The organism is Stutzerimonas stutzeri SDM-LAC (genome assembly GCF_000235745.1).
GTDB lineage: Bacteria > Pseudomonadota > Gammaproteobacteria > Pseudomonadales > Pseudomonadaceae > Stutzerimonas > Stutzerimonas stutzeri_H.
This window is the reverse complement of sequence record NZ_AGSX01000008.1, coordinates 1-19,693: the sequence shown is the minus strand read 5'-3', so window position 1 is coordinate 19,693 and position 19,693 is coordinate 1. Positions and strand designations below refer to the sequence as shown.

General features: G+C 59.0%; 16 protein-coding genes and 4 pseudogenes. 9 read left to right on the top strand and 11 right to left on the bottom strand.

Translation table 11 applies throughout. The features are described from left to right. Positions 1-3: 3 nt before the first annotated feature. Positions 4-87, bottom strand: a pseudogene (locus tag PSTU_RS21125) (carboxymuconolactone decarboxylase family protein); the annotation flags it as partial. Between the two features lie 193 nt (positions 88-280). On the opposite strand from PSTU_RS21125, the gene PSTU_RS0100580 reads away from it, so the two are divergent. After that, positions 281-1,123, top strand: a complete 843-nt coding sequence (locus PSTU_RS0100580; RefSeq protein WP_019339104.1) for an isocitrate lyase/PEP mutase family protein — start codon at positions 281-283, stop codon at positions 1,121-1,123. A 188-nt stretch (positions 1,124-1,311) separates the two neighbouring features. Here PSTU_RS0100580 and PSTU_RS21510 read toward each other — a convergent pair. Continuing rightward, positions 1,312-1,467: pseudogene (locus tag PSTU_RS21510) on the bottom strand (IS5/IS1182 family transposase); the annotation flags it as partial. Here PSTU_RS21510 and PSTU_RS21450 point away from each other — a divergent pair. Continuing rightward, positions 1,424-1,759, top strand: a pseudogene (locus PSTU_RS21450) (ABC transporter permease subunit); the annotation flags it as partial. The pseudogenes PSTU_RS21510 and PSTU_RS21450 sit on opposite strands and share 44 nt — an antisense overlap. A gap of 109 nt (positions 1,760-1,868) precedes the next feature. Here PSTU_RS21450 and PSTU_RS0100570 read toward each other — a convergent pair. Genes PSTU_RS0100570 through PSTU_RS21725 form a run of 4 tightly spaced genes read right to left on the bottom strand, consistent with a single transcriptional unit; the run spans position 1,869 to position 3,901 of the window. Then, positions 1,869-2,915: a threonine aldolase family protein gene (locus tag PSTU_RS0100570; RefSeq protein ID WP_019339102.1), complete on the bottom strand. Its 1,047-nt coding sequence runs from the start codon at positions 2,913-2,915 to the stop codon at positions 1,869-1,871. 25 nt (positions 2,916-2,940) lie between these two features. Continuing rightward, positions 2,941-3,315, bottom strand: coding sequence for a DUF202 domain-containing protein (locus tag PSTU_RS0100565; protein ID WP_019339101.1), 375 nt, complete (start codon positions 3,313-3,315; stop codon positions 2,941-2,943). Between the two features lie 10 nt (positions 3,316-3,325). Further along, positions 3,326-3,694, bottom strand: a complete 369-nt coding sequence (locus PSTU_RS0100560) for a YidH family protein (RefSeq protein WP_029404536.1) — start codon at positions 3,692-3,694, stop codon at positions 3,326-3,328. Positions 3,695-3,730: 36 nt separating this feature from the next. Then, complete coding sequence (locus PSTU_RS21725; RefSeq protein ID WP_019339099.1) at positions 3,731-3,901, bottom strand: hypothetical protein; 171 nt, start codon at positions 3,899-3,901, stop codon at positions 3,731-3,733. On the opposite strand from PSTU_RS21725, the gene PSTU_RS0100550 reads away from it, so the two are divergent. Further along, on the top strand, positions 3,900-4,394 hold the full coding sequence (locus PSTU_RS0100550) for a copper chaperone PCu(A)C (protein ID WP_019339098.1): 495 nt from the start codon (positions 3,900-3,902) through the stop codon (positions 4,392-4,394). The genes PSTU_RS21725 and PSTU_RS0100550 overlap by 2 nt on opposite strands. Before the next feature lie 163 nt (positions 4,395-4,557). Here PSTU_RS0100550 and gorA read toward each other — a convergent pair whose 3' ends face one another. Then, positions 4,558-5,916, bottom strand: coding sequence for a glutathione-disulfide reductase (gene gorA, locus PSTU_RS0100545; RefSeq protein ID WP_019339097.1), 1,359 nt, complete (start codon positions 5,914-5,916; stop codon positions 4,558-4,560). Between the two features lie 72 nt (positions 5,917-5,988). Between gorA and PSTU_RS0100540 the strand changes: the two genes are divergently transcribed. Next, a complete protein-coding gene (locus tag PSTU_RS0100540; RefSeq protein WP_019339096.1) occupies positions 5,989-6,411 on the top strand; it encodes a VOC family protein in 423 nt (140 codons plus the stop codon). A 49-nt stretch (positions 6,412-6,460) separates the two neighbouring features. Here PSTU_RS0100540 and galU read toward each other — a convergent pair whose 3' ends face one another. Continuing rightward, positions 6,461-7,300, bottom strand: coding sequence for a UTP--glucose-1-phosphate uridylyltransferase GalU (galU, locus tag PSTU_RS0100535; RefSeq protein WP_019339095.1), 840 nt, complete (start codon positions 7,298-7,300; stop codon positions 6,461-6,463). A 629-nt stretch (positions 7,301-7,929) separates the two neighbouring features. Here galU and PSTU_RS0100530 point away from each other — a divergent pair. The 5 genes from PSTU_RS0100530 to PSTU_RS0100510 all read left to right on the top strand — a co-directional run bounded on the left by PSTU_RS0100530 (position 7,930) and on the right by PSTU_RS0100510 (position 16,820). Continuing rightward, positions 7,930-9,552 carry a methyl-accepting chemotaxis protein gene (locus tag PSTU_RS0100530; protein WP_019339094.1) on the top strand — a complete coding sequence of 541 codons (1,623 nt, stop codon included), beginning with the start codon at positions 7,930-7,932 and terminating at the stop codon, positions 9,550-9,552. Positions 9,553-9,774: 222 nt separating this feature from the next. Continuing rightward, a complete protein-coding gene (gene hemN, locus PSTU_RS0100525) occupies positions 9,775-11,163 on the top strand; it encodes an oxygen-independent coproporphyrinogen III oxidase (protein ID WP_019339093.1) in 1,389 nt (462 codons plus the stop codon). Positions 11,164-11,342: 179 nt separating this feature from the next. Further along, complete coding sequence (locus PSTU_RS0100520) at positions 11,343-12,983, top strand: VRR-NUC domain-containing protein (protein ID WP_019339092.1); 1,641 nt, start codon at positions 11,343-11,345, stop codon at positions 12,981-12,983. Then, a complete protein-coding gene (locus PSTU_RS0100515) occupies positions 12,980-15,241 on the top strand; it encodes an ATP-dependent DNA helicase (protein WP_019339091.1) in 2,262 nt (753 codons plus the stop codon). Before PSTU_RS0100520 ends, PSTU_RS0100515 begins: the two co-directional genes overlap by 4 nt. Positions 15,242-15,551: 310 nt before the next feature. Further along, positions 15,552-16,820: an OprD family porin gene (locus PSTU_RS0100510; RefSeq protein WP_019339090.1), complete on the top strand. Its 1,269-nt coding sequence runs from the start codon at positions 15,552-15,554 to the stop codon at positions 16,818-16,820. A gap of 267 nt (positions 16,821-17,087) precedes the next feature. On the opposite strand, the gene PSTU_RS0100505 is transcribed toward PSTU_RS0100510, so the two are convergent. The 3 genes and pseudogenes from PSTU_RS0100505 to PSTU_RS20235 form a co-directional block, all read right to left on the bottom strand. Then, the gene (locus tag PSTU_RS0100505) at positions 17,088-17,990 is read right to left on the bottom strand and encodes an aldose 1-epimerase (protein ID WP_019339089.1); all 903 of its coding nucleotides are present in this window, start codon (positions 17,988-17,990) and stop codon (positions 17,088-17,090) included. 190 nt (positions 17,991-18,180) lie between these two features. Then, entirely contained in the window at positions 18,181-19,110 is a 930-nt protein-coding gene (locus PSTU_RS0100500) for a 2-hydroxyacid dehydrogenase (protein ID WP_019339088.1), read from the bottom strand. A gap of 148 nt (positions 19,111-19,258) precedes the next feature. Continuing rightward, positions 19,259-19,693: pseudogene (locus PSTU_RS20235) on the bottom strand (UxaA family hydrolase); the annotation flags it as partial.

Here is a 19,693-nt window from a genome sequence, read left to right as displayed (position 1 = left end):
CATTCATGCGCTATAGGTTAGCGCCGCACCGGCATCAATTGCGATGGCGCCGCCGAGCGCTTCGGCGATTTCCTCGCGGGTTGCGCCGTGTCGCGGGATGAGCTGACGATCGTGCAGTAGAGTTTTCACAGACGATGCCTACGATGGCCGAAGAATTCCGTTTCGAGGCGACATTGCGTGGCTGTACAGTAGAAGCCCGGCCAAGCCTCGGTGGTCCGTACCAAACGCTCAGTGGTATCGGAATCAATAGCTTGGCTGCACTGCAACCGAAGGTATATCTATGACCATCCAGACTATCGAACAAAAGCGCGACTCGTTCTGGAAGCTGCATGAGTCCGGGTGCTTTGTGCTTCCTAATCCTTGGGATGCAGGCAGCGCGCAACTGCTCGCCGGCATGGGGTTCGAGGCACTAGCAACGACCAGCTCCGGCCATGCCTGGTCTTGTGCCAAGCCCGACGGCTCTATGCAGCGCGACGCTGTGCTTGACTATATGCGGAGCATCGTCGAAGCCACTGATCTGCCTATCAATGCGGATTTTGAAAACGGGTTCGGCCAATTACCCCAGGAGGTGTTCGAAAGCGCACAGCTTGCGGTGGCGACCGGGGTTGCAGGCTTTTCCATCGAGGATTCGACCGGTGATCCGCTAGAGCCGATCCGCGATATCCAGGACGCGGTCGAACGTATCTGTGCTGCGCGGGATGCCATTGATACAAGCGGCACCAAGACACTCCTGGTCGCTCGTGCGGAAAACTTTTTTCTTGGACGTCCCGATTTGCCGGACACCATCAAGCGGTTGCAGGCTTACGCCGAAGCCGGTGCCGACTGCCTTTATGCACCCGGAATCAGGACGCGTGACGAGATCGCTGCGGTCGTCTTGGCAGTGGCGCCTAAGCCCATCAATGTACTGATTGGCTGGAACAGTGACCTGTCGGTTAAAGAACTGTCAGCCATGGGCGTCAGACGAGTCAGTGTAGGAGGAGCGTTGGCTCGCGCCGCATGGAGCGGCTTTTACAACGCGGCCCAAGCGCTGAAGCATGGCCGGTTCGATGCGTTTCCAAGTTCACCTACCGGTAGCGAGCTCGACGAAGTGTTCCGGGCCGCTACTGCAACGCAAAATCGATAGCTCGCCGTCTGCCGCTGTTTTTTGATAAGGCTCAGTGGCTGCGACCGCAACCAATTAAGCACCTGCGCGCCAGGTCAGCTCATCAGACGTGACCGGATGTGCCTGATGGGGACGTAGGTCTTGGGTTACTCAATTCTCATAAACTCTATTTAACATAATATGCATTATGCGAAGCGCAATCATATTGCTGTGCCCGCTAGAGTTGCGCTTTCAAACCCCAACGAAACCAGATCAAGTTCATCAACGAAGACATCAACCAGTCGCACCAGATTGGTATCGCTGACGTAGTCGTCAAGACTTTTAGGGAGCAACGTATTCGTCCTGACGCTGTTCCTGACCTGGATGCAGCGCCGCAATCGCGGGCTCCATGGCCTGGTACCACACTCGCTGGTTCGTGACCTGTTGCGCGTGGCGCTGATTGGTGCCGTATTGGCCAGATTCATCCAGACGCTCAACAGCTATGACGGCATTCCGGTTCCGGTGATGCTCCTGCTCGTGCTGCTGGGTGTGTTCAGTTACGTCACCAGCCAGATCGTGTTCGGCCGACGCATCTACTCGGTCGGGAGCAACATGGAGGCGACGCGCCTGTCGGGCATCAACGTTCAGGCGGTGAAGCTGTGGGTCTACGGCATCATTTGCGCAAAGCGGTTTACGAATCCATCAGCGCCTGTCGACTGGAGCGTAACGGCACTCATCGACCGGCCGTGTGCGTTTCCGAACAGCGTAGTGATGCACCGCGCCGCGCCTATTGGTTCGCCTCCACGACCTCGCGTATGTCTTTCGCCAGTTGCCGAACGCGTTCTTCGCTGGTGTCCCACGAACACATGAATCGCGCGCCGCCAACGCCGATGAAGGTGTAGAACATCCAACCCCGGCTTCGCAGTGCTTCCAGCGCCAAAGGCGGAATGCTGACAAACACGCCATTGGCTTGCACCGGAAACATCAGTTCCACACCGGGTACGTTGCTGATCAGCCGGGCAAGCAACTGCGCGCAGCTGTTGGCATGTTTGGCGTATTTCATCCACGCGTTACTTTCCAGCAAGCCCACCCACGGCGCGGATAGAAAACGCATCTTCGATGCGAGCTGACCCGCCTGCTTGCAGCGGTACTCGAAATCCTCGGCGAGGTCGCGATTGAAGAACAGGATCGCCTCGCCGACTGCCATGCCGTTTTTCGTGCCGCCAAAACAGAGCACATCGACGCCCGTTTTCCAGCTCAGCTCAGCCGGTGACAATCCGAGAAACGCACAAGCATTTGCAAAGCGTGCGCCGTCCATATGCAAGTGCAGCCCCAGTTCTTTGCAGGTGTCGCTGATTGCTCGAAGTTCGTCCGGCTGGTAGACGGTGCCGATTTCGGTGGCTTGCGTCAGGCTGACGACGCGTGGTTTGGGGTAATGAATGTCCTTGCGTTTCAGCGCGACTTCGCGGATGGCCGCTGGCGTCAGCTTGCCCTGTTCGGTCCGCGCCACCAGCAGTTTGGAGCCGTTCGAGAAGAATTCCGGTGCGCCGCATTCGTCGGTTTCAATGTGTGCGATATCGCCGCAGATCACGCTGTGGTAGCTCTGGCATAGCGATGACAAGGCCAGCGAATTGGCCGCCGTACCGTTGAAGGCAAAGAACACTTCGCAGTCGGTTTCGAACAGTTGACGGAAGTGGTCGGCTGCGCGCGACGTCCATTGATCGTCACCGTAGGCCCGATCATGGCCCTGGTTGGCGCGGGCCATTGCTTCCCAGGCTTCCGGGCAAATTCCGGAATAGTTGTCACTGGCGAATTGTTGATTGGCGGTGCTCATCAAAGCCTCTCTATATAAGTTCTGCCTAGCTGCTGATTGGCAGGGAAATAACGGTGTAGAGCCCCAGCACGCCAAGCACGAAGACCGACGCGCCAAGCCACAGAACCGACAGTGCATCAGCTTGGATTCGCCCGCTTTTCACCCCGCTGGCGCTACGCGTGTAGCGCCGCTGCTGGGTCGTCCAGATGCCCAACGCCGTTGTCAAGGATAGCGCGACCAATACTGCGACGAAGGCGCCGTGGTATGGCATCCAGCGCAGAAACAGTGCGCTCACGGTGATCATTGTCAGCAGCGTCCGGCCCCAGGCAAGTGATGTACGTTCGGGTTGCAGCCCCGGGTCTTCATGCAACGGTAGCGGTGGCGGTTTGGGCTTCAGGCGGCGTCGAAAGGAAATATGCATCGGCGTTCGATCAGTTGCGTAATGCGACGAAGGCGATCAGTACCAACGTCACCAGCGTGCCACCGATGGACAGGATCGGAATCAGCAGTGGAAACGGCAACGGCCCTTGGTGGCGCATCGCTCGCTCGATGGTCAGCCAGCGGAAACAGGCGGTCGAGCTGATGAACATCGCCAGTAGCAACAGCGAAATCGACAGAACCTTGCGTATTTCCAGCGGGAAGATTTCGCTGGCGAAGGCCTCGACCGCAACGCCGCCGGCCAGTACCGCCAGCGATGTTCGTATCCAGGCGAGAAAGGTCCGTTCGTTGGCCAGGGTAAAGCGCGGATCGGGCTCCGTTCCGCCAGACAGCAACCTGTGACTCCAGCGACTGCGTTCCATTGTGCTGATGCATCTCCAATCGGAAGGTTTCGTGCGTCATTCAAACAGAAACGATGCGACGCTGCAGGTTCCGTTATAAATCGCGGTGTCGGTCAGTTGATGGCTCGCTCGGTTGGTATATGCCTTTATGGCTGGCAGGACGCAGTGCAACGTCAGCGGGCGCAGCATGCTAATGTTCTGGCTTTCAAACACCTCGGAGATCTCCATGTTGCTTCGCCTGGTAACCCTTTTTGCGTTCGGCACGGCATGCTTGTCAGCAACGGCAGCTGAGCAGAACCATGCTCACCACCAGATGACGGGTGCTACGCCTGTGGCCACTCATGTGTGGTCGCGTGCCATGCCGCCCAGCGCGCTTACCGGTGCAGTCTATTTCACCGTGCAAAACCCGGGCGATGCGCCGGATCGGCTATTGGGCGTGCACACACCTCGCGCGAAAAAGGCTGAGCTGCATACCCATGTGCATGAAGGCGAGATGATGCGCATGAAGCAGGTTGATTCGATCGAGCTGCCTGCCGGCGGCCAGGTCGAGTTCAAACCGGGCGGCCATCACGTCATGCTCTTCGAACTGAGCGCCCCGCTCGCGGCGGGTGAACGCTTTCCGCTGACCCTCGAATTCGAGCACGCGGGTGAAGTGACCATCGACGTGTCTATCCAGGACCAGGCGCCGGAGCCAGGTGGTCACGAACATATGCAGCACTGATAACGAGCGCGAGACAGCGTTTGGCGCAAGGTAGGCCAGACGCTGTTCTGAGTCCTGCAGTAGAGGGCCGCTACAACCGGGCCCCCTCTTCCTTCATTCAGCTACGTTTGTTTAGCGTTTCACCGGCTTGGCAAGTTTCTGTTTCAGCTACGCGAGTTGTGGGTCAGATCCCTGTTGGCGTGCGCATCGTGACGAACTCTTCCGCTGCAGTCGGGTGAATACCCGCCGTATCATCGAAGATCCGCTTGGTTGCGCCGGCCTTCAGCGCAACCGCCAAACCCTGAATGATCTCCCCCGCCTCTGGTCCGGCCATGTGGCAGCCCAACACCTTATCGGTCTCCGCGTCGACGACCAGTTTCATCAGGCTTCGCTCGAGGCTGTCGGTCATGGTCTGCTTCATCGGTCGGAAACGACTTTCGAACAGCACCACCTTGTGTCCTTTTTCGCGCGCTTGTTCTTCGGTCAACCCAACCGTCGCCATGTTTGGCAGGCTGAACACGGCGGTAGCGATATTCTGGTAGTCGACCGGTCGATACTCCTCCGGCCTGAACAGCTGCCGGGCTACGGCCATGCCTTCCGCGAGCGCGACGGGGGTCAGCTGGACCCGGCCAATCACGTCCCCGATGGCCAGGATCGATGGCGTCGTGGTGCGGAACTGATCGTCGATGGCAATGAAACCTCGGTTGTCCAGAGCCACGTCCACGTTTTCCAGCCCTAGCCCATCAAGCATCGGCCGACGCCCCGTGGCGTAGAAGATGCAATCGGCTTCCAGCGTGCGACCGTCTTCCAGCGTGGCAAGTAGCGTTCCGTCCACCTGTTTGTCGATGCGAGCGATGTCGGCATTGAACTGCAGATCGAGACCCTTCTTGATCAGCTCGTCCTTGAGATGATCACGCAGCGAGCCATCGAAACCACGGAGGAACAGTTCTCCGCGATAGAGCAGCTTGGTGTCGGCACCACAACCATGGAAGATCGAAGCAAACTCGACGGCGATATAGCCACCGCCCACCACCAGAACGCGACGTGGCAGTGCATCAAGGTAAAACGCCTCGTTAGAGGTAATGGCGTGCTCGCAGCCCGGGATATCCGGCACGAACGGCCAGCCGCCAGTGGCGATCAGAATGTGCTCGGCGCTGTAGTGCTTGCCCTCGACCTCGATGGTGTGGGCGTCGACCAGGCGTGCATGGGCTTCTAGCAGCGTGACGCCGCTGTCGGTCAGCAGGTTTTTGTAGATCCCATTGAGACGCTGGATCTCGCGATCCTTGTTGGCTATGAGCGAAGCCCAATCGAACCTGGCGCCGTCGATGGTCCAGCCATAGCCCTTGGCCTCATGGATGTCTTCGGCATAGTGCGCGCCGTAGACCAGCAACTTCTTCGGCACACAGCCAACGTTTACGCAGGTGCCGCCGAGGTAACGGCTTTCAGCTACCGCCACACGGGCGCCATAGCCAGCCGCAAAACGGGCGGCACGGACGCCACCGGAACCCGCGCCGATGACAAATAGATCGAAGTCGTAAGCCATGAACTGTTGTCTCCCTTGTAGATCGCACAGCATAACCCAGGCCGTTGACCGGATTCATTGGAGGAGCATCGCATGCGCCCTACCCTCACTCATCTTGCCCTGCACGTGCCCGATCTCGATGCCTGCATCGCCTTCTATGAGCGGTTCTGCGGAATGCAGGTGTTTCACGAGCGCGCAGGCAAAGGCTCGCGCATCGTCTGGATGGCGGAACCGGGAAAGGAACGTGAGTTCATTTTCGTGATAATGCCCGGCGGGCAAGATCGTGCATTAGCCGACAACGACTACAGCCATTTCGGCTTTGCCCTGGCCAGCCGCGCCGAGGTCGATGCAATTGCTAACATGGCGCGCCAGGTTGGCTGCCTGATTTGGGAGCCCAGGGACGAGCCCTCCCCGGTTGGCTATTACTGTGGCGTTCGCGACCCGGCCGGCAACAATGTCGAGTTCAGCTACGGTCAGCCCCTCGGGCCAGGTGCCGAAGAAATGCCCGCTCCTTGAAACGCAAAAGCCACCCGAAGGTGGCTTTTTCCATTCAGCGCAGTAGTGCTTAGAAAGCTTTACCGGTCAGGTAGAAGTTCTCGTAGCAGAAGTTGGTCGCTGCGATATAGCCCTCGGCGCTGCCGCAGTCGAAACGCTGGCCCTTGAACTTATACGCCAGTACACAACCGTCCTGGGCCTGGCGCATCAGCGCGTCGGTGATCTGGATTTCGCCGCCCTTGCCTGGCTCGGTCTGCTCGATAAGGTCAAAGATATCGGGCGTGAGGATGTAGCGGCCGATGATGGCGAGATTGGACGGTGCCTCTTCGGGCTTGGGTTTCTCGACCATGTGGCTGACACGGAAAATGTCGTCGCGGATCATCTCGCCGGCGATCACGCCGTATTTGCTGGTCTCCTCCGGCGGCACTTCCTGGATTGCGACGATGGAGCAGCGGAACTGGTTGTACAGCTTGACCATCTGCGCCAGCACCGGATCGCCATTGAGGTTGATGCACAGGTCGTCAGCGAGGACCACGGCGAAGGGTTCGTCGCCGATCAGTGGGCGGCCGCTGAGGATTGCATGACCCAAGCCCTTCATCTCAACCTGACGGGTATACGAGAAGCTGCATTCATCGATCAGTTTGCGAATGCCGACCAGGTATTTTTCCTTGTCAGTGTTGCGGATCTGATGTTCGAGCTCGTAGCTGATATCGAAGTGGTCTTCCAGGGAGCGCTTGCCGCGTCCGGTAACAATTGCAATCTGGCCCAGCCCGGCAGCCAGTGCCTCCTCAACCCCATATTGAATCAGGGGCTTGTTCACGACCGGCAACATTTCCTTGGGCATGGCCTTGGTCGCAGGAAGGAAGCGCGTGCCATATCCGGCCGCAGGAAAAAGGCATTTCTTGATCATGTGAGTCCTTGAAAAGATGAGTCCAACTGATGCACTGCGCCTGGATCGGTCAGCAGCCATACCCTGCATGTCCCGCTAACGGCGACTGACTAGAGGCTACGACCGCCGAAACGATTCGGGGTTCGACCGCGACTGGGCTAATTTGGCTAGGCAAGCAACCTGACAGATGGTCATTGACATAACCTCTGCATAGCGTGGCCCTGCCCGTGAGGATTGCCAAGTGGCTTGACGGAAAAAGATTGCAGTTGCGGTAGGCAAACGCCTCGAAGCCGTAGCCGGGTGCTGCATGGGCTTGGGCTATCGGGCGCTCGCATGATCGATTGATGAAGAGGTAAGGCCGCAACTGAGGCGCTACCCCATCATCCGTTGATTCAAATCAACAGAGCCGGAGATTGATTTCCTTTCATCGCCAGCCATGGCTCTGCGCGGTTGCACAGCAGCTAGGATGTCGCCGGCCTCGCTAATAGCACTATGCCTTTATCTGTCAGGGCACATTACCTTGTAAAGCGCGGGGATGTTCGGCCGATAAGCTGGGCCGATAAAGCGGCAAGCCTGACCGCCGGCGGTGGGCCGCCACATACGCCGGTGACGCTTTCGTTTTCGTGTAATCGCAATACCTAAGGAACAGGATGAACACTACGTCCCCAGCTCGGCAAATGTCGGTTCAAACTAAAATCAACCTGGCGCTGTTGGTGGTATTTGCCCTGGTGCTGGCAGCCTCCCTGTTCTACTCGGCAGGTTCAGAGAAACAGCTGATACTCCGTGTCGTCGAGCAGCAGACCAAAGATACGGCTGACTCCTACTTTGACAGTATCAACACCATGATGCTGACCGGCACCATGAGCCAGCGTGAAGTGCTGCGTAACAAGATTCTTGCCCGGCCGGGGGTAATCGATGCACGTATCGTTCGCGGCGAGCCGGTGACCAAGGTCTTCGGGCCTGGGTTCGAACATCAGGCACCCAAGGACGAGCTCGACAAACGTGCGCTTGCCGGCGATGCCACCATCGAAGTAAGCGAAGGTCAGAACGGACGCGTGCTGACGGTGATCAATCCGATCCATGCGCGACAGGATTACCGCGGCACCAATTGTTTGACCTGCCACCAGGTCCCACAGGACACGGTGATGGGCGCGGTTCGTATCAGCTACGACCTGTCTGCGCTGGACGGCGAGGTGCATCGCAACATTCTGACCTCAGCCGTAATCCAGGCCCTGCTGCTACTGGCGGGCCTGATTGTCATGGGTTACATCATTCGCCGGATCATCATCAGCCGCATCAACGACATGCGCCATACCATGGAGGCGATGACCAAGGACGAAGACCTCAGCCGCACAGTCGCAGTGCAGGCTCAGGATGAAGTCGGGGCCATGGGCACTGCCTTCAACCACATGATTTTCAAGTTCCGCAACAGCCTCGAAGCAGTGGCTACCGTAACTCGCCAATTGGGCGAGGTATCGAATCGAGTATCGAGCGTTGCGGAGAAGACCCAGACAGCGGTCATGGAGCAGCGCAGCGAAACCGACATGGTCGCCTCGGCCATGAACGAAATGAGCGCGACCGTTCAGGAGGTGGCTCGTCATGCTAACGAGACAGCGTCGGCTTCGAGCGGCGCCGATGCGGAATCGCGCGTTGGCGTCTCCCTCGCAACCGAGGCGCTGGATGGTATCGAGGTGTTGATTCGGGACATCGAAAAAGCCGCGCAGGTGATCAAGCAGGTTGAAACGGACAGCGTCAGCATCGGCATGGTTCTGAACGTCATCAACGGTATCGCCGAGCAGACCAATCTTCTTGCGCTGAATGCCGCCATCGAGGCTGCCCGCGCCGGGGAACAGGGCCGAGGCTTCGCTGTGGTCGCCGATGAGGTGCGTACCCTCGCCTCGCGCACGCAGAAATCCACCGAAGAAATCCAGCGCACCATCGAGCAACTGCAAAACGGTGTACGTAACGCCGTACAAGCTATGGAAGGTGCTCAGGTTCGCGCTCACTCGGGTTCGGATTGTGTCGCCAAGACCGCGCAGAGCCTCACCGTTATCGCGGGCGAAGTGAACGCCATAACCGGCATGAACACCCAGATCGCCACGGCGGCCGAGGAGCAGAGCGCCGTTGCTGAAGAGATCAACCGTAACATCACCACTATCAGCACGATCGCTGACACCACCCTGGCCGACGCGTCTCAAACCTCGCGGATCAGTGAGGAGCTGGTGCAACTGGCGGCCGAGCTGAATCGCCTGGTTGGCCAGTTCCGGTTGTAATCAAAAGTGAAAGACTGCCGAGTACATGCTGCCCGGCAGTTTGGCCTACAATCCTGGTGTTGACCGCTTGGCGCCCGCGCGCTCGGGCCTGACCGGTTCTTGATCTCGGACAGGCCAACGCCATACGAGGAAACGCGATAATTGGCGCCAAGATGTCGCAAGCTGCGGACGGCACTGCCCGACCCGGCCACTCACAATCATGCAATCAAGGTGAAACCCTACATGGACCAAACGCCGAGCTTTAACCGCGCCCTGGTCGAGAAGTATGACCGTCCCGGTCCTCGCTATACCTCCTACCCCACTGCCCCGCAGTTTCATCAGGCCTTTGCCATTGATGACTACCGCAGCGCCGCGCAGGAGACCAACGAGGCCCCGACGCCCAAGCCGCTGTCGGTGTACATCCATATCCCGTTCTGCAAAAGCCTTTGTTACTACTGCGCGTGCAACAAGATCATCACCCATAAGACAGGTCGCGCCGTTGAGTATCTCGACTACCTCAAGCGCGAGATCAAGATGCAGGCAGCGTTGTTCGACCGCTCGCGCAAGCTGACTCAGCTGCATCTCGGCGGTGGCACACCGACCTACCTCACCAGTGAACAGCTGACTGACTTGATGGCTACGCTGCGCGACGCGTTCAACATGGACGACAGCGACAACCACGAGTTCTCGCTGGAAGTTGATCCGCGTACCGTCACGCCGGCGCAGATTTACCAGCTGCGCGAGCTGGGCTTCAACCGCTTGAGCTTTGGTGTGCAGGACTTCGATGAGCAAGTGCAGATAGCGGTCAACCGCATCCAGACCGAAGAGCAGACGCGCGAGCTGGTCCAGGCTGCACGTGACGCCCGCTTCAAATCGATCAGCGTCGACCTGATCTACGGCCTGCCGTTGCAAACCATCGAAAGCTTCGGCGTTACATTGGACAAGATCATCGACATCCGCCCGGATCGCATCGCAGCCTACAGTTATGCGCACCTGCCGGATCTGGTGCGCGCGCAGAAGCTGATCCGCCCCGAAGACATGCCACCACCGGAGCGTAAGCTGGAACTGCTGGAATTGACCATCCGGCGGCTGACCGACGCGGGTTACGTCTATATCGGCATGGATCATTTCTCCCTGCCGGAGGATGAACTGACCCTCGCCCGTGCCAACGGCACGCTGCAGCGCAACTTCCAGGGCTACTCGACCCACGCCGATTGTGACCTGATCGGGCTCGGTATCTCGTCCATCGGCAAAATCGGCAACAGCTACAGCCAGAACGTAAAAGAGCTGTCGCAGTACTACGCGCGCCTGAACGAAGGCATGCTGCCGGTTCACCGTGGCTACAAACTCAGTGAGGACGACAGGCTACGGCGCGAAGTGATCATTTCGCTGATGTGTCACGGCCGCATCGACTTTGCCGAGATCGAACAGCGCTACGACATCGACTTCCAAGAGTATTTCGCCGACTCGCTGGCCAAACTGGACGAGCATGTCGCTGATGGCCTGGTCGAGATTACCGAGCGCGCCGTGGTTTTGCTTCCACAGGGCCATCTGATGATGCGCAACGTCGCCATGGCATTCGATGCCTATCTGGGCGGCGAACAGCGCGGTCGTTTCTCCCGCACTGTTTGATAGTCGACGCGCTTAACCCACCCAATCATGGGAGGGTTGAGCGCAGCGCCTGCGTCCGCTTCGCTAAAAACCTCCTACCCGCGCCACTGATCGTCCAGCCGTTGCAAAACGTCTCGCCAACTGTATAAATACACAGCCCTACGGGCCGCAGCGCCCAGGTTTCACCGAACCGGACGTTCATGCGCCAGGCCCTGGAAAACCCTTTTTATTACCTCGACAACTTTCGTCAGGTGCTTGCCTGGGTCGGTGAGCGGCACGGCGATCTGCTGGACGATCAGGAACGAGGGTTTCTGGATCAGTTCGAGCTGATCCCGCACGCCTCTCAAGCACTGCTAGTACGCATGGTGATGCGCAAGGGGCTGCTGTTTCGCGCGAGTAAGCTGCGCTACGCGGAGATCGGCTGCGCCATCGAGGCATCGGCTGCGCTTGTCGAACGCGGCTGGCTCGAAACCAATCCGATGGTGGATATCACGCAGCTGTTCGGGTTGTTGAAGAAGGATGAACTGCTGGCGGTGTTCGGCAACTCTGCCGCCGGCCAGCGCAAGACCGATCTGTTCCGGGCCATGCAGGTTGAACACACCGAGCCCAAACCCTTCGCAAGCTGGTGTGAGGGGCTGGCGGATGCCGCATTCAGGCTGGCCATCGGCGATCTGTGCGATCGACTGCGGCTGATGTTCTTCGGCAACATCCACCAGGACTGGTCCGAATTTGTACTGGCCGATCTCGGTATCTTTCGCTACGAGCAGGTTGCATTTTCCCCGGCGTCCCGAGCGTTTCATGCGCGGGCCGATGTCGATGCCTATCTGCATTTGCATCGCTGCCGTGAACGCTTCGAGGCGGGCGAAGCGGTCGAAACGGTGCTGCCTGATGTGCCCGCGACCGGTTACGCCAACGAGTGGCTGGAAAACCGCCGTGGCAAGCTATTGCTGAGTTTAGCCAGGCAATGCGAGCGCGACGGGAGCTGGTCTCTGGCGCTGAAACTGCACGCGGCCAACGGCTATCCCGGTGCCCGTGAGCGGGCAATTCGGGTGCTGGAGCGGCATGACCAACCGGAAGCGGCATTACAACTGGCCCTGACAGCGGACGCCGCGCCTGAAAGCGAGCATGAAGCCCAGCAGTTACAGCGCATCCTTCCACGCTTGCGGCGAACCCTAGGTGAAACGACCCCGCGCAGTCGGCACACTGCCCAGCCGGAGCGGATCGACCTAAGGCTCCCGCGCCCGGAGACAATGAGTGTCGAGCACGCGGTCCGCGAGCACCTGACCCGTAGTGATGCACCCGCGTACTACGTAGAGAATGCCTTGATCAATTCGCTGCTCGGCCTGCTCTGCTGGGACGCGATATTCGCGCCGCTGCCCGGCGCGTTCTTTCACCCCTTTCATGCAGGGCCGGCAGACCTCGCCCGTCCCGATTTTCACAGCCGCCGCGCTGAGCTGTTCGACGACTGCCTGAACAAGCTCGGAACAGACGAATACCGCGACTGCATACGTAACGTTTATCGTCATAAATTCGGTGTGCAGTCTCAGTTCGTAAGCTGGGGGCTGTTCGACGAGGCATTGCTGGATCTGGCCCTCGAATGTATTCCAGCCGAACACCTGCGTGCGTTCTTCCACCGCATCCTGCTGGACGTACCCAACCATCGCAGCGGCCTGCCGGACCTCGTCCAGTTCTTCCCCGATGAGCAGTGCTATCGATTGGTCGAAGTGAAAGGCCCTGGCGACCGCCTGCAGGACAATCAGAAGCGCTGGATCGACTTTGCGTTGCGTCATCGGGTGCCAATCGCCGTCTGTTACGTGCAATGGGATGAGGCTTCGACTTGAGCTACCGGGTTGCCGTTCGAGCACTGTGCGAGTTCACCGCTAAACAGGGCGATCTGGACTTGCGCTTTACCCCCTCGCCGACCGCATTGGAAGGAATTGCGGGGCACACGACCGTTACGGCCCGACGCGCAGACGGCTATGAGCGTGAGGTTACCCTCGAAGGAAGCTACCGCTCGCTCAGCGTGCGAGGCCGCGCGGATGGCTACGATCCGGTAAAGAACCAGCTGGAAGAGATCAAAACCTACCGTGGTGATCTGGTGCACCAGCCTGCAAATCACCGCTATCTGCATTGGGCACAGGCCAAGGTTTACGGCTGGTTGCTCTGTGAGACGCGCGGGCTGCAGTCGCTGAACGTCGCGCTGGTGTACTTCGATGTGGTCAGCCAGAAAGAAACCGTTCTGGTCGAGCCGTTCACGGCTGATGACCTGAAGGTGTTTTTCGAAACGCAGTGCCAACGCTTCATAGCTTGGGCAGAACAGGAACTGGCCCATCGAGCCGAGCGTGATCAGGCGCTCAGAAGCATGACGTTCCCCTACGGTGAGTTTCGCAGTGGCCAGCGGCAGCTTGCCGAAGCCGTGTACAAATCCGCCTGCACCGGCACCCATCTCATGGCGCAGGCGCCAACCGGTATCGGCAAAACCCTCGCTACGCTTTTCCCGCAGTTGAAGGCGTTCCCTGGTCAGCAGATGGACAAGCTGTTCTTTCTCACCGCGAAAACCTCCGGGCGACAACTTGCGCTGGATGCATTGAAAAAGCTGAGCCAGGGATCGATGCCCTTGCGCACGCTCGAACTGATTGCCCGCGACAAAGCCTGCGAACACCCGGACAAGGCCTGTCACGGAGAGTCCTGCCCACTTGCTCGCGGCTTCTATGATCGGATCCCTGCTGCACGTGCGCAGGCCATCACGCAGCCCTTTCTCGATCAGGCGAACCTGCGAGACGTTGCGCTGGCGCATCAGGTCTGCCCCTATTACCTCAGCCAGGAATTGGCTCGCTGGGCTGATGTGGTGGTGGGCGATTACAACTATTACTTTGGCATGAGCGCCTTGCTCTACAGTCTGACCTTGCTCAGCCAATGGCGCGTTGGTGTGCTGGTGGACGAAGCACATAACCTCCTCGAACGCGGTAGAGGCATGTATACAGCCGAGTTGGATGCTAGAAAGATCAAGGCGTTACGGAAAACATCTCCGGCAGTACTTAAGAAGCCGATTGAGCGCGTCTTGCGATGCTGGAACGACCTGCAGCGACTGCAGAACAGTGACTATCAGGTACTTCCGGAGCTCCCGCATAAGCTCATCAACGCGCTGCAGCAAGCTGTCAGCGCAATCACCGACTACCTTGGTGAACATCCCACAGGGCTCGATCCAGCGCTGCAGGCGGCGTACTTCGACGCCATGCACTTCTGCCGCCTGACGGAACTGTTCGGCGAACACTCGCTATTCGATTGCACCCTCCTCCCTGCGCGAGAAGGGGGTAACGGTGGCCGCGCTTCGGTCCTGTGCATACGCAACGTACTACCGGGCCCCTTCCTGGCACCGCGGATGCTTGAGGCGCGCTCCTGCGTTCTGTTTTCGGCCACGCTGGCGCCGCAGCGCTTCTACGCAGACACGCTCGGTGTGCCGCACAAGCATGTCTGGATCGATGTCGAATCACCCTTCCGGGCCGAGCAGCTTGAAGTTCACCTGGCACGGCACATTTCCACCCGATATCGCGACCGCTACGCCTCGCTTCAGGCTCTCGTCGATCTGCTGGCAGAACAATACCGAGAGCGCCCGGGTAACTATCTGGCATTTTTCAGTAGCTTCGACTACCTGCAACAGGTCACCGCCCTGCTCCATGCGCAGCATCCCGACCTGCCTTGCTGGGAACAGGCCAGAAGCATGCACGAAACCGCGCGCAACGCGTTTCTCGAACGTTTTACCGCCACCAGTAGCGGCATTGGTTTTGCCGTTCTAGGTGGAGCATTTTCGGAGGGAATCGACCTTCCCGGTGATCGTCTGATCGGTGCATTCGTCGCTACGTTAGGCCTGCCTCAGATCAACCCGATCAATGAGCAGATGAAAGCGCGCATGGATCGCCTGTTTGGCGCCGGTTATGACTACACGTACCTGTTCCCAGGGCTGCAAAAAGTCGTACAGGCGGCTGGTCGCGTAATCCGCACCACTGAAGATGCTGGTGTGGTGCATCTGATTGATGACCGTTTTGGTCAACCACAGGTCAGACGTCTCCTGCCTACGTGGTGGAACCTCTCCGTTTAGTAACCGCTTTGAGTCGAAGGTCATCTGACCTCTCACCTACGCTCGCAGCCAAGCTAAGCAACCGAGCGATGCCGCTCGCTATACGCTGAGCACGTGGCTGTTCCTTGCACTAGACCAAAGTCTGACACTCCAACAATTCTTTACAAATGAATTGACAAGGTTTGAGTGGTGTCCATAATTCGGTACGTCGTATGACAACAGATAACGTATCTTCATGCGGCGGCGGCACACCTCGGCCGCGCTACATCCCGCTTCGCTTTAGGCTATGTCCGTGCGTGGCGGATTACTTAAAAAAGGGAGCACAACAACAATGACCCCACGCAACCCACTGTCTGCCGCTGTATTCGCGGGCACTCTCTCGCTGGCGCTTGGCATTCCTGCCGTAGCTCATGCAGCGGACGGTTTTGTCGAAGGCAGTAAAGTCACAGTCAATGCACGCAATTTCTACATCAACCGCAACTTCGTAGATCCGGCGTATAACGACGGCCAGAACAAGGCCGAGGAGTGGACGCAAAGCTTCATTCTCAACGTTCAGTCGGGCTACACCCCAGGCCCGATAGGCTTTGGCGTGGACGTGTTGGCCGGTCTGGCAGTCAAGCTCGACGGCGGTAGCGGCACCTATGGAACCGGCCTGCTGCCGACCCACGGCAAAGGTGATGATCGTCACCCTGCGGATGACTTCGGCCGGCTCGCCGTTGCCGCCAAGGCAAAGGTGTCGGAAACCGAGCTGCGTGTCGGTGAGTGGCAGGTCGTGGTGCCAGTACTGCGTGCGGATGACGGCCGCTCGCTGCCGCAGACCTTTCAAGGCGGCATGATCACGTCGAAGGAAATAAGTAACCTTGCGCTGTACGGTGGCCAGATGCGTCAGAACAGCACCCGTGACGATGCAAGCATGGAAGACATGTCCTTCGGTGGCGCAAGCTCGGATCGCTTTAACTTCGCTGGCGGCGAATACTCGTTCACCGAGAAGACCAAGGTCGGCTTGTGGCATGCCCGCCTCGAGGACATCTACCAGCAGAGCTACGTCCAGTTATTACACGTGCAGCCGCTCGGAGAGGACTTCGCTCTGACTGCAAACCTCGGCTACTTCACCGGTAAAGATGAAGGCAGCGCATTGGCTGGCGACCTGGACAACAAGACTTATTCCGGCCTGTTTGGCCTACAAGCCGGCGCCAATACCTTTTATGTCGGTTTGCAGAAAGTCAGCGGCGATCAGTGGATGCGCGTCAACGGTACCAGCGGCGGCTCACTGGCCAACGACAGCTTCAACTCCGCCTACGACGCAGCGGATGAGCGCTCCTGGCAGCTACGCCACGACTACAACTTCGCAAGCGTCGGTATCCCTGGCCTGGTCCTGATGAACCGTTACATCAGCGGTGACAACATCACCACCGCAAGCGGTGATGAAGGCAAGGAATGGGGGCGCGAATCCGAACTGGCTTATACCGTGCAGAACGGTACGTTCAAGAATCTCAACATCAAGTGGCGTAACTCCAGCATGCGTCGTGACAGTTCGTTCAGCCGTAACGAGTTCGACGAGAATCGCCTGATCTTCAACTACCCAATCTCGATCCTGTAAGCGGTACGTACCACGCTGGACGCAACACTCCTCGCTCCTGTTGCGGAAACTTTCGCCCGTCCTTGTGACGGGCTTTTTTTCGACTTCACAGAGCTAACTGGGCTGGCGGCTGGCGGCTGGCGGCACGGCGCAGCACAAGCGGGGCCGCGATGTGAGTGCGGTGTGCCTAGGCGTTGGGCAGCGATGCTGCTCTACTCGGTAGTGGCGATCTCCTGCGGTACGACAAGGGGCGATGCCGGTGAGCGAAACGCTGATTGCGCCAACGGGTCACGCGCGCGCTATCGCAAACCTGCATTTGACCCTCATGGTTTCACCGGGGGCCAACGTACGAATGCCGTTCGCTGTCGGGTTGTCCATACAGAGCGCATTGTTGGCGTGCGAAACCGGCTCAACCGCAAAGAAGCCCATTTCTGCCGGTGGCGTAAACACGACCAGATGATCGAGTGTCTCGCTTGGATGCAGGGTCAGCTGTACCCCTTCGTTCGGCCAGCGGATGGTTACGGGCCCGGTGCGCCGTACGAAGCAGTTGTCCAGACCGGGCTGTTGAAGCGATTTCTCGCCTGAGAAATCCCAGTTGTCAGGGATCGGCGCCATCTGCGCTGGCAGATTACGTGCGTCGTTCTGCCAGACGCCTTGCGCTTTGAACTGTAACCGGCACGCCTCATGGCGCAGGAAATACGGATGCCAGCCAAGCCCGGCGGGCATCGAGCGGCTATCGATGTTGCGCAGCTGCAGTTCAAGTGCAACGCCGCAATCGTCGAGCTTAATGTCGTGCTCCATCTCGAATGCGAAGGGCCAGTCAAGCACGGCATCCCCTTCGGGCTGATGCGTGAGCGTCAGGCGAAGGCTGGTCAAGGTTTGTTCGGCCAGGCTCCAGGCTCGTTTCCAGGCGACGCCGTGAATGGGCAAAGGGTGTTCGGCAGACAGGCTGCGCAACGGATGACGCTCTCCCTCATGCTGAAACGCACCGTCGCCCACCCGATTGGAAAAAGGCGCGAGAACAAAGCAGCTGGTACGCCGCACGTTATCGGAACCGTCCCACGGCCGTAGAAGGTCGATGCCATCGATGCTCAATTGTGTGATCGCGCCGCCCAATGCCGGGCAAACCGACAGTTGTAGCGCGCCGTGCTGAAGCTCGATTTCACTCAGATCTGGATCTAAAGCGGGCATTCGATCTCTCCTGAGCAAGCTGTATCGCTCGCGGGCTTGAACTGAAATGGCGCCTAGCACCTGCGGGCTTGTGGCTCGCGGCGGTAGACGCCCAAGGGATGTCACTCTGTAGTTATCTGACCGAGGCTTTTGGCCTGGGCCGCCAGCGACCGAGGCCGCCTACTCATCTGAAACGCACGGGTGTGTGTGCTCAGACAGCCGTCAGCACCTCGCCGCGCTCGAGAAACGCACGCAGGTTGGCGAACAGCAACTCTTCCATGGCCAGCCGGGTTTCCTCGGTGGCGCTGCCGATGTGCGGCAGCAGCACGACGTTCGGCAAGTTAATCAGCGCCTGCGGCACCTTGGGTTCGTGGGCGTAAACATCGAGCCCGGCACCACCCAGCCGCCCTTCAATCAGCGCTTCGACCAAGGCCGGCTCATCCACTACGGAGCCGCGCGAGATGTTGATCAAGATCCCTTTCGCGCCAAGCGCATCCAGCACGTCTCGATTGATCAGGTTGCGAGTGCTCTCGCCCCCAGGGCAGGTCACGACCAGGAAATCGCTCCACTTCGCCAACTCGATCAGGTTGGATTCGTAGCCGTAGGCGCTGCCCTCAACAGGTCGGCGATTGTGGTAGCGCACCTGCATGTCGAAGCCCGTGGACCGCTTGGCCACCGTTTCGCCTATTCGACCCAGACCGACGATACCCAGCCGCTTGCCGCTGACTCGCACCGCCAAGGGCAAGCCGCCAGAAGGCCACTTGCCCGTCCGTACGAAGCGGTCGGCGCGCGATATCTGCCTCGCGGTGTCGATGATCAAGCCGAACGCCAGATCCGCCACGCAGTCGTTGAGTACGTCCGGGGTGTTGCTGACCTGGATATCCCGAGCGCGCGCGGCAGCCACGTCGATGGCGTCATAGCCGACGCCGAAACTGATGATCGCTCGCAGGTTGGGCAAACGTTCGATCAGCCCTGCCGTACAGCCGAAGCGGCCGGAAGTCACCACGATATCGATGCGCTGGGCATGCTGAGCGATCAACGCCTCTGCCCCCTCCTCCCAGAAACGCAACACCTCATGCTCCGCTGCCATGCCATGGTTGAAACGTTCTGTCAGCGGGCCGATCTGGAGTATGCAGGTCACGAAATTACCTAAATGGGTGGGGAACGTGGCAGCGTGATCAGGGCAACTTGCCGGGGTTCATCAGGCGTTTGGGGTCGATGGTTCTCGTTCTTCCTGCTGCCAACTACCGAAACCGCGCATCGCTTTGGATGCGCTGACTTTGCCGGGTTCAGGTAATCGGAGCCGGATTGAACAGGGTGATGTCGTTGTGGATGCGGTGCTGCTCGGCCCAGGTCTTTTTACGACCGCTGGCAACGTCCAGGTAGTAGTGAAACAACTCCCAGCCCAGCTCTTCAATGCTGGAACGACCGGTTGCAATGCGGCCTGCATCCACATCGATCAGATCAGGCCAGCGCTCGGCCAGCTCGGTGCGGGTGGACACCTTGACTACAGGCGCCATGGCCAGGCCATAGGGTGTGCCACGGCCTGTTGTGAACACATGCAGGTTCATGCCGGCCGCCAATTGCAGGGTGCCGCAGACGAAATCGCTGGCAGGCGTCGCGCAGTAGATCAGGCCTTTGGTGTTGAATCGCTCGCCAGGTCCGAGCACGCCATTGATGGCGCTGCTGCCGGATTTAACGATGGAGCCAAGCGACTTCTCGAC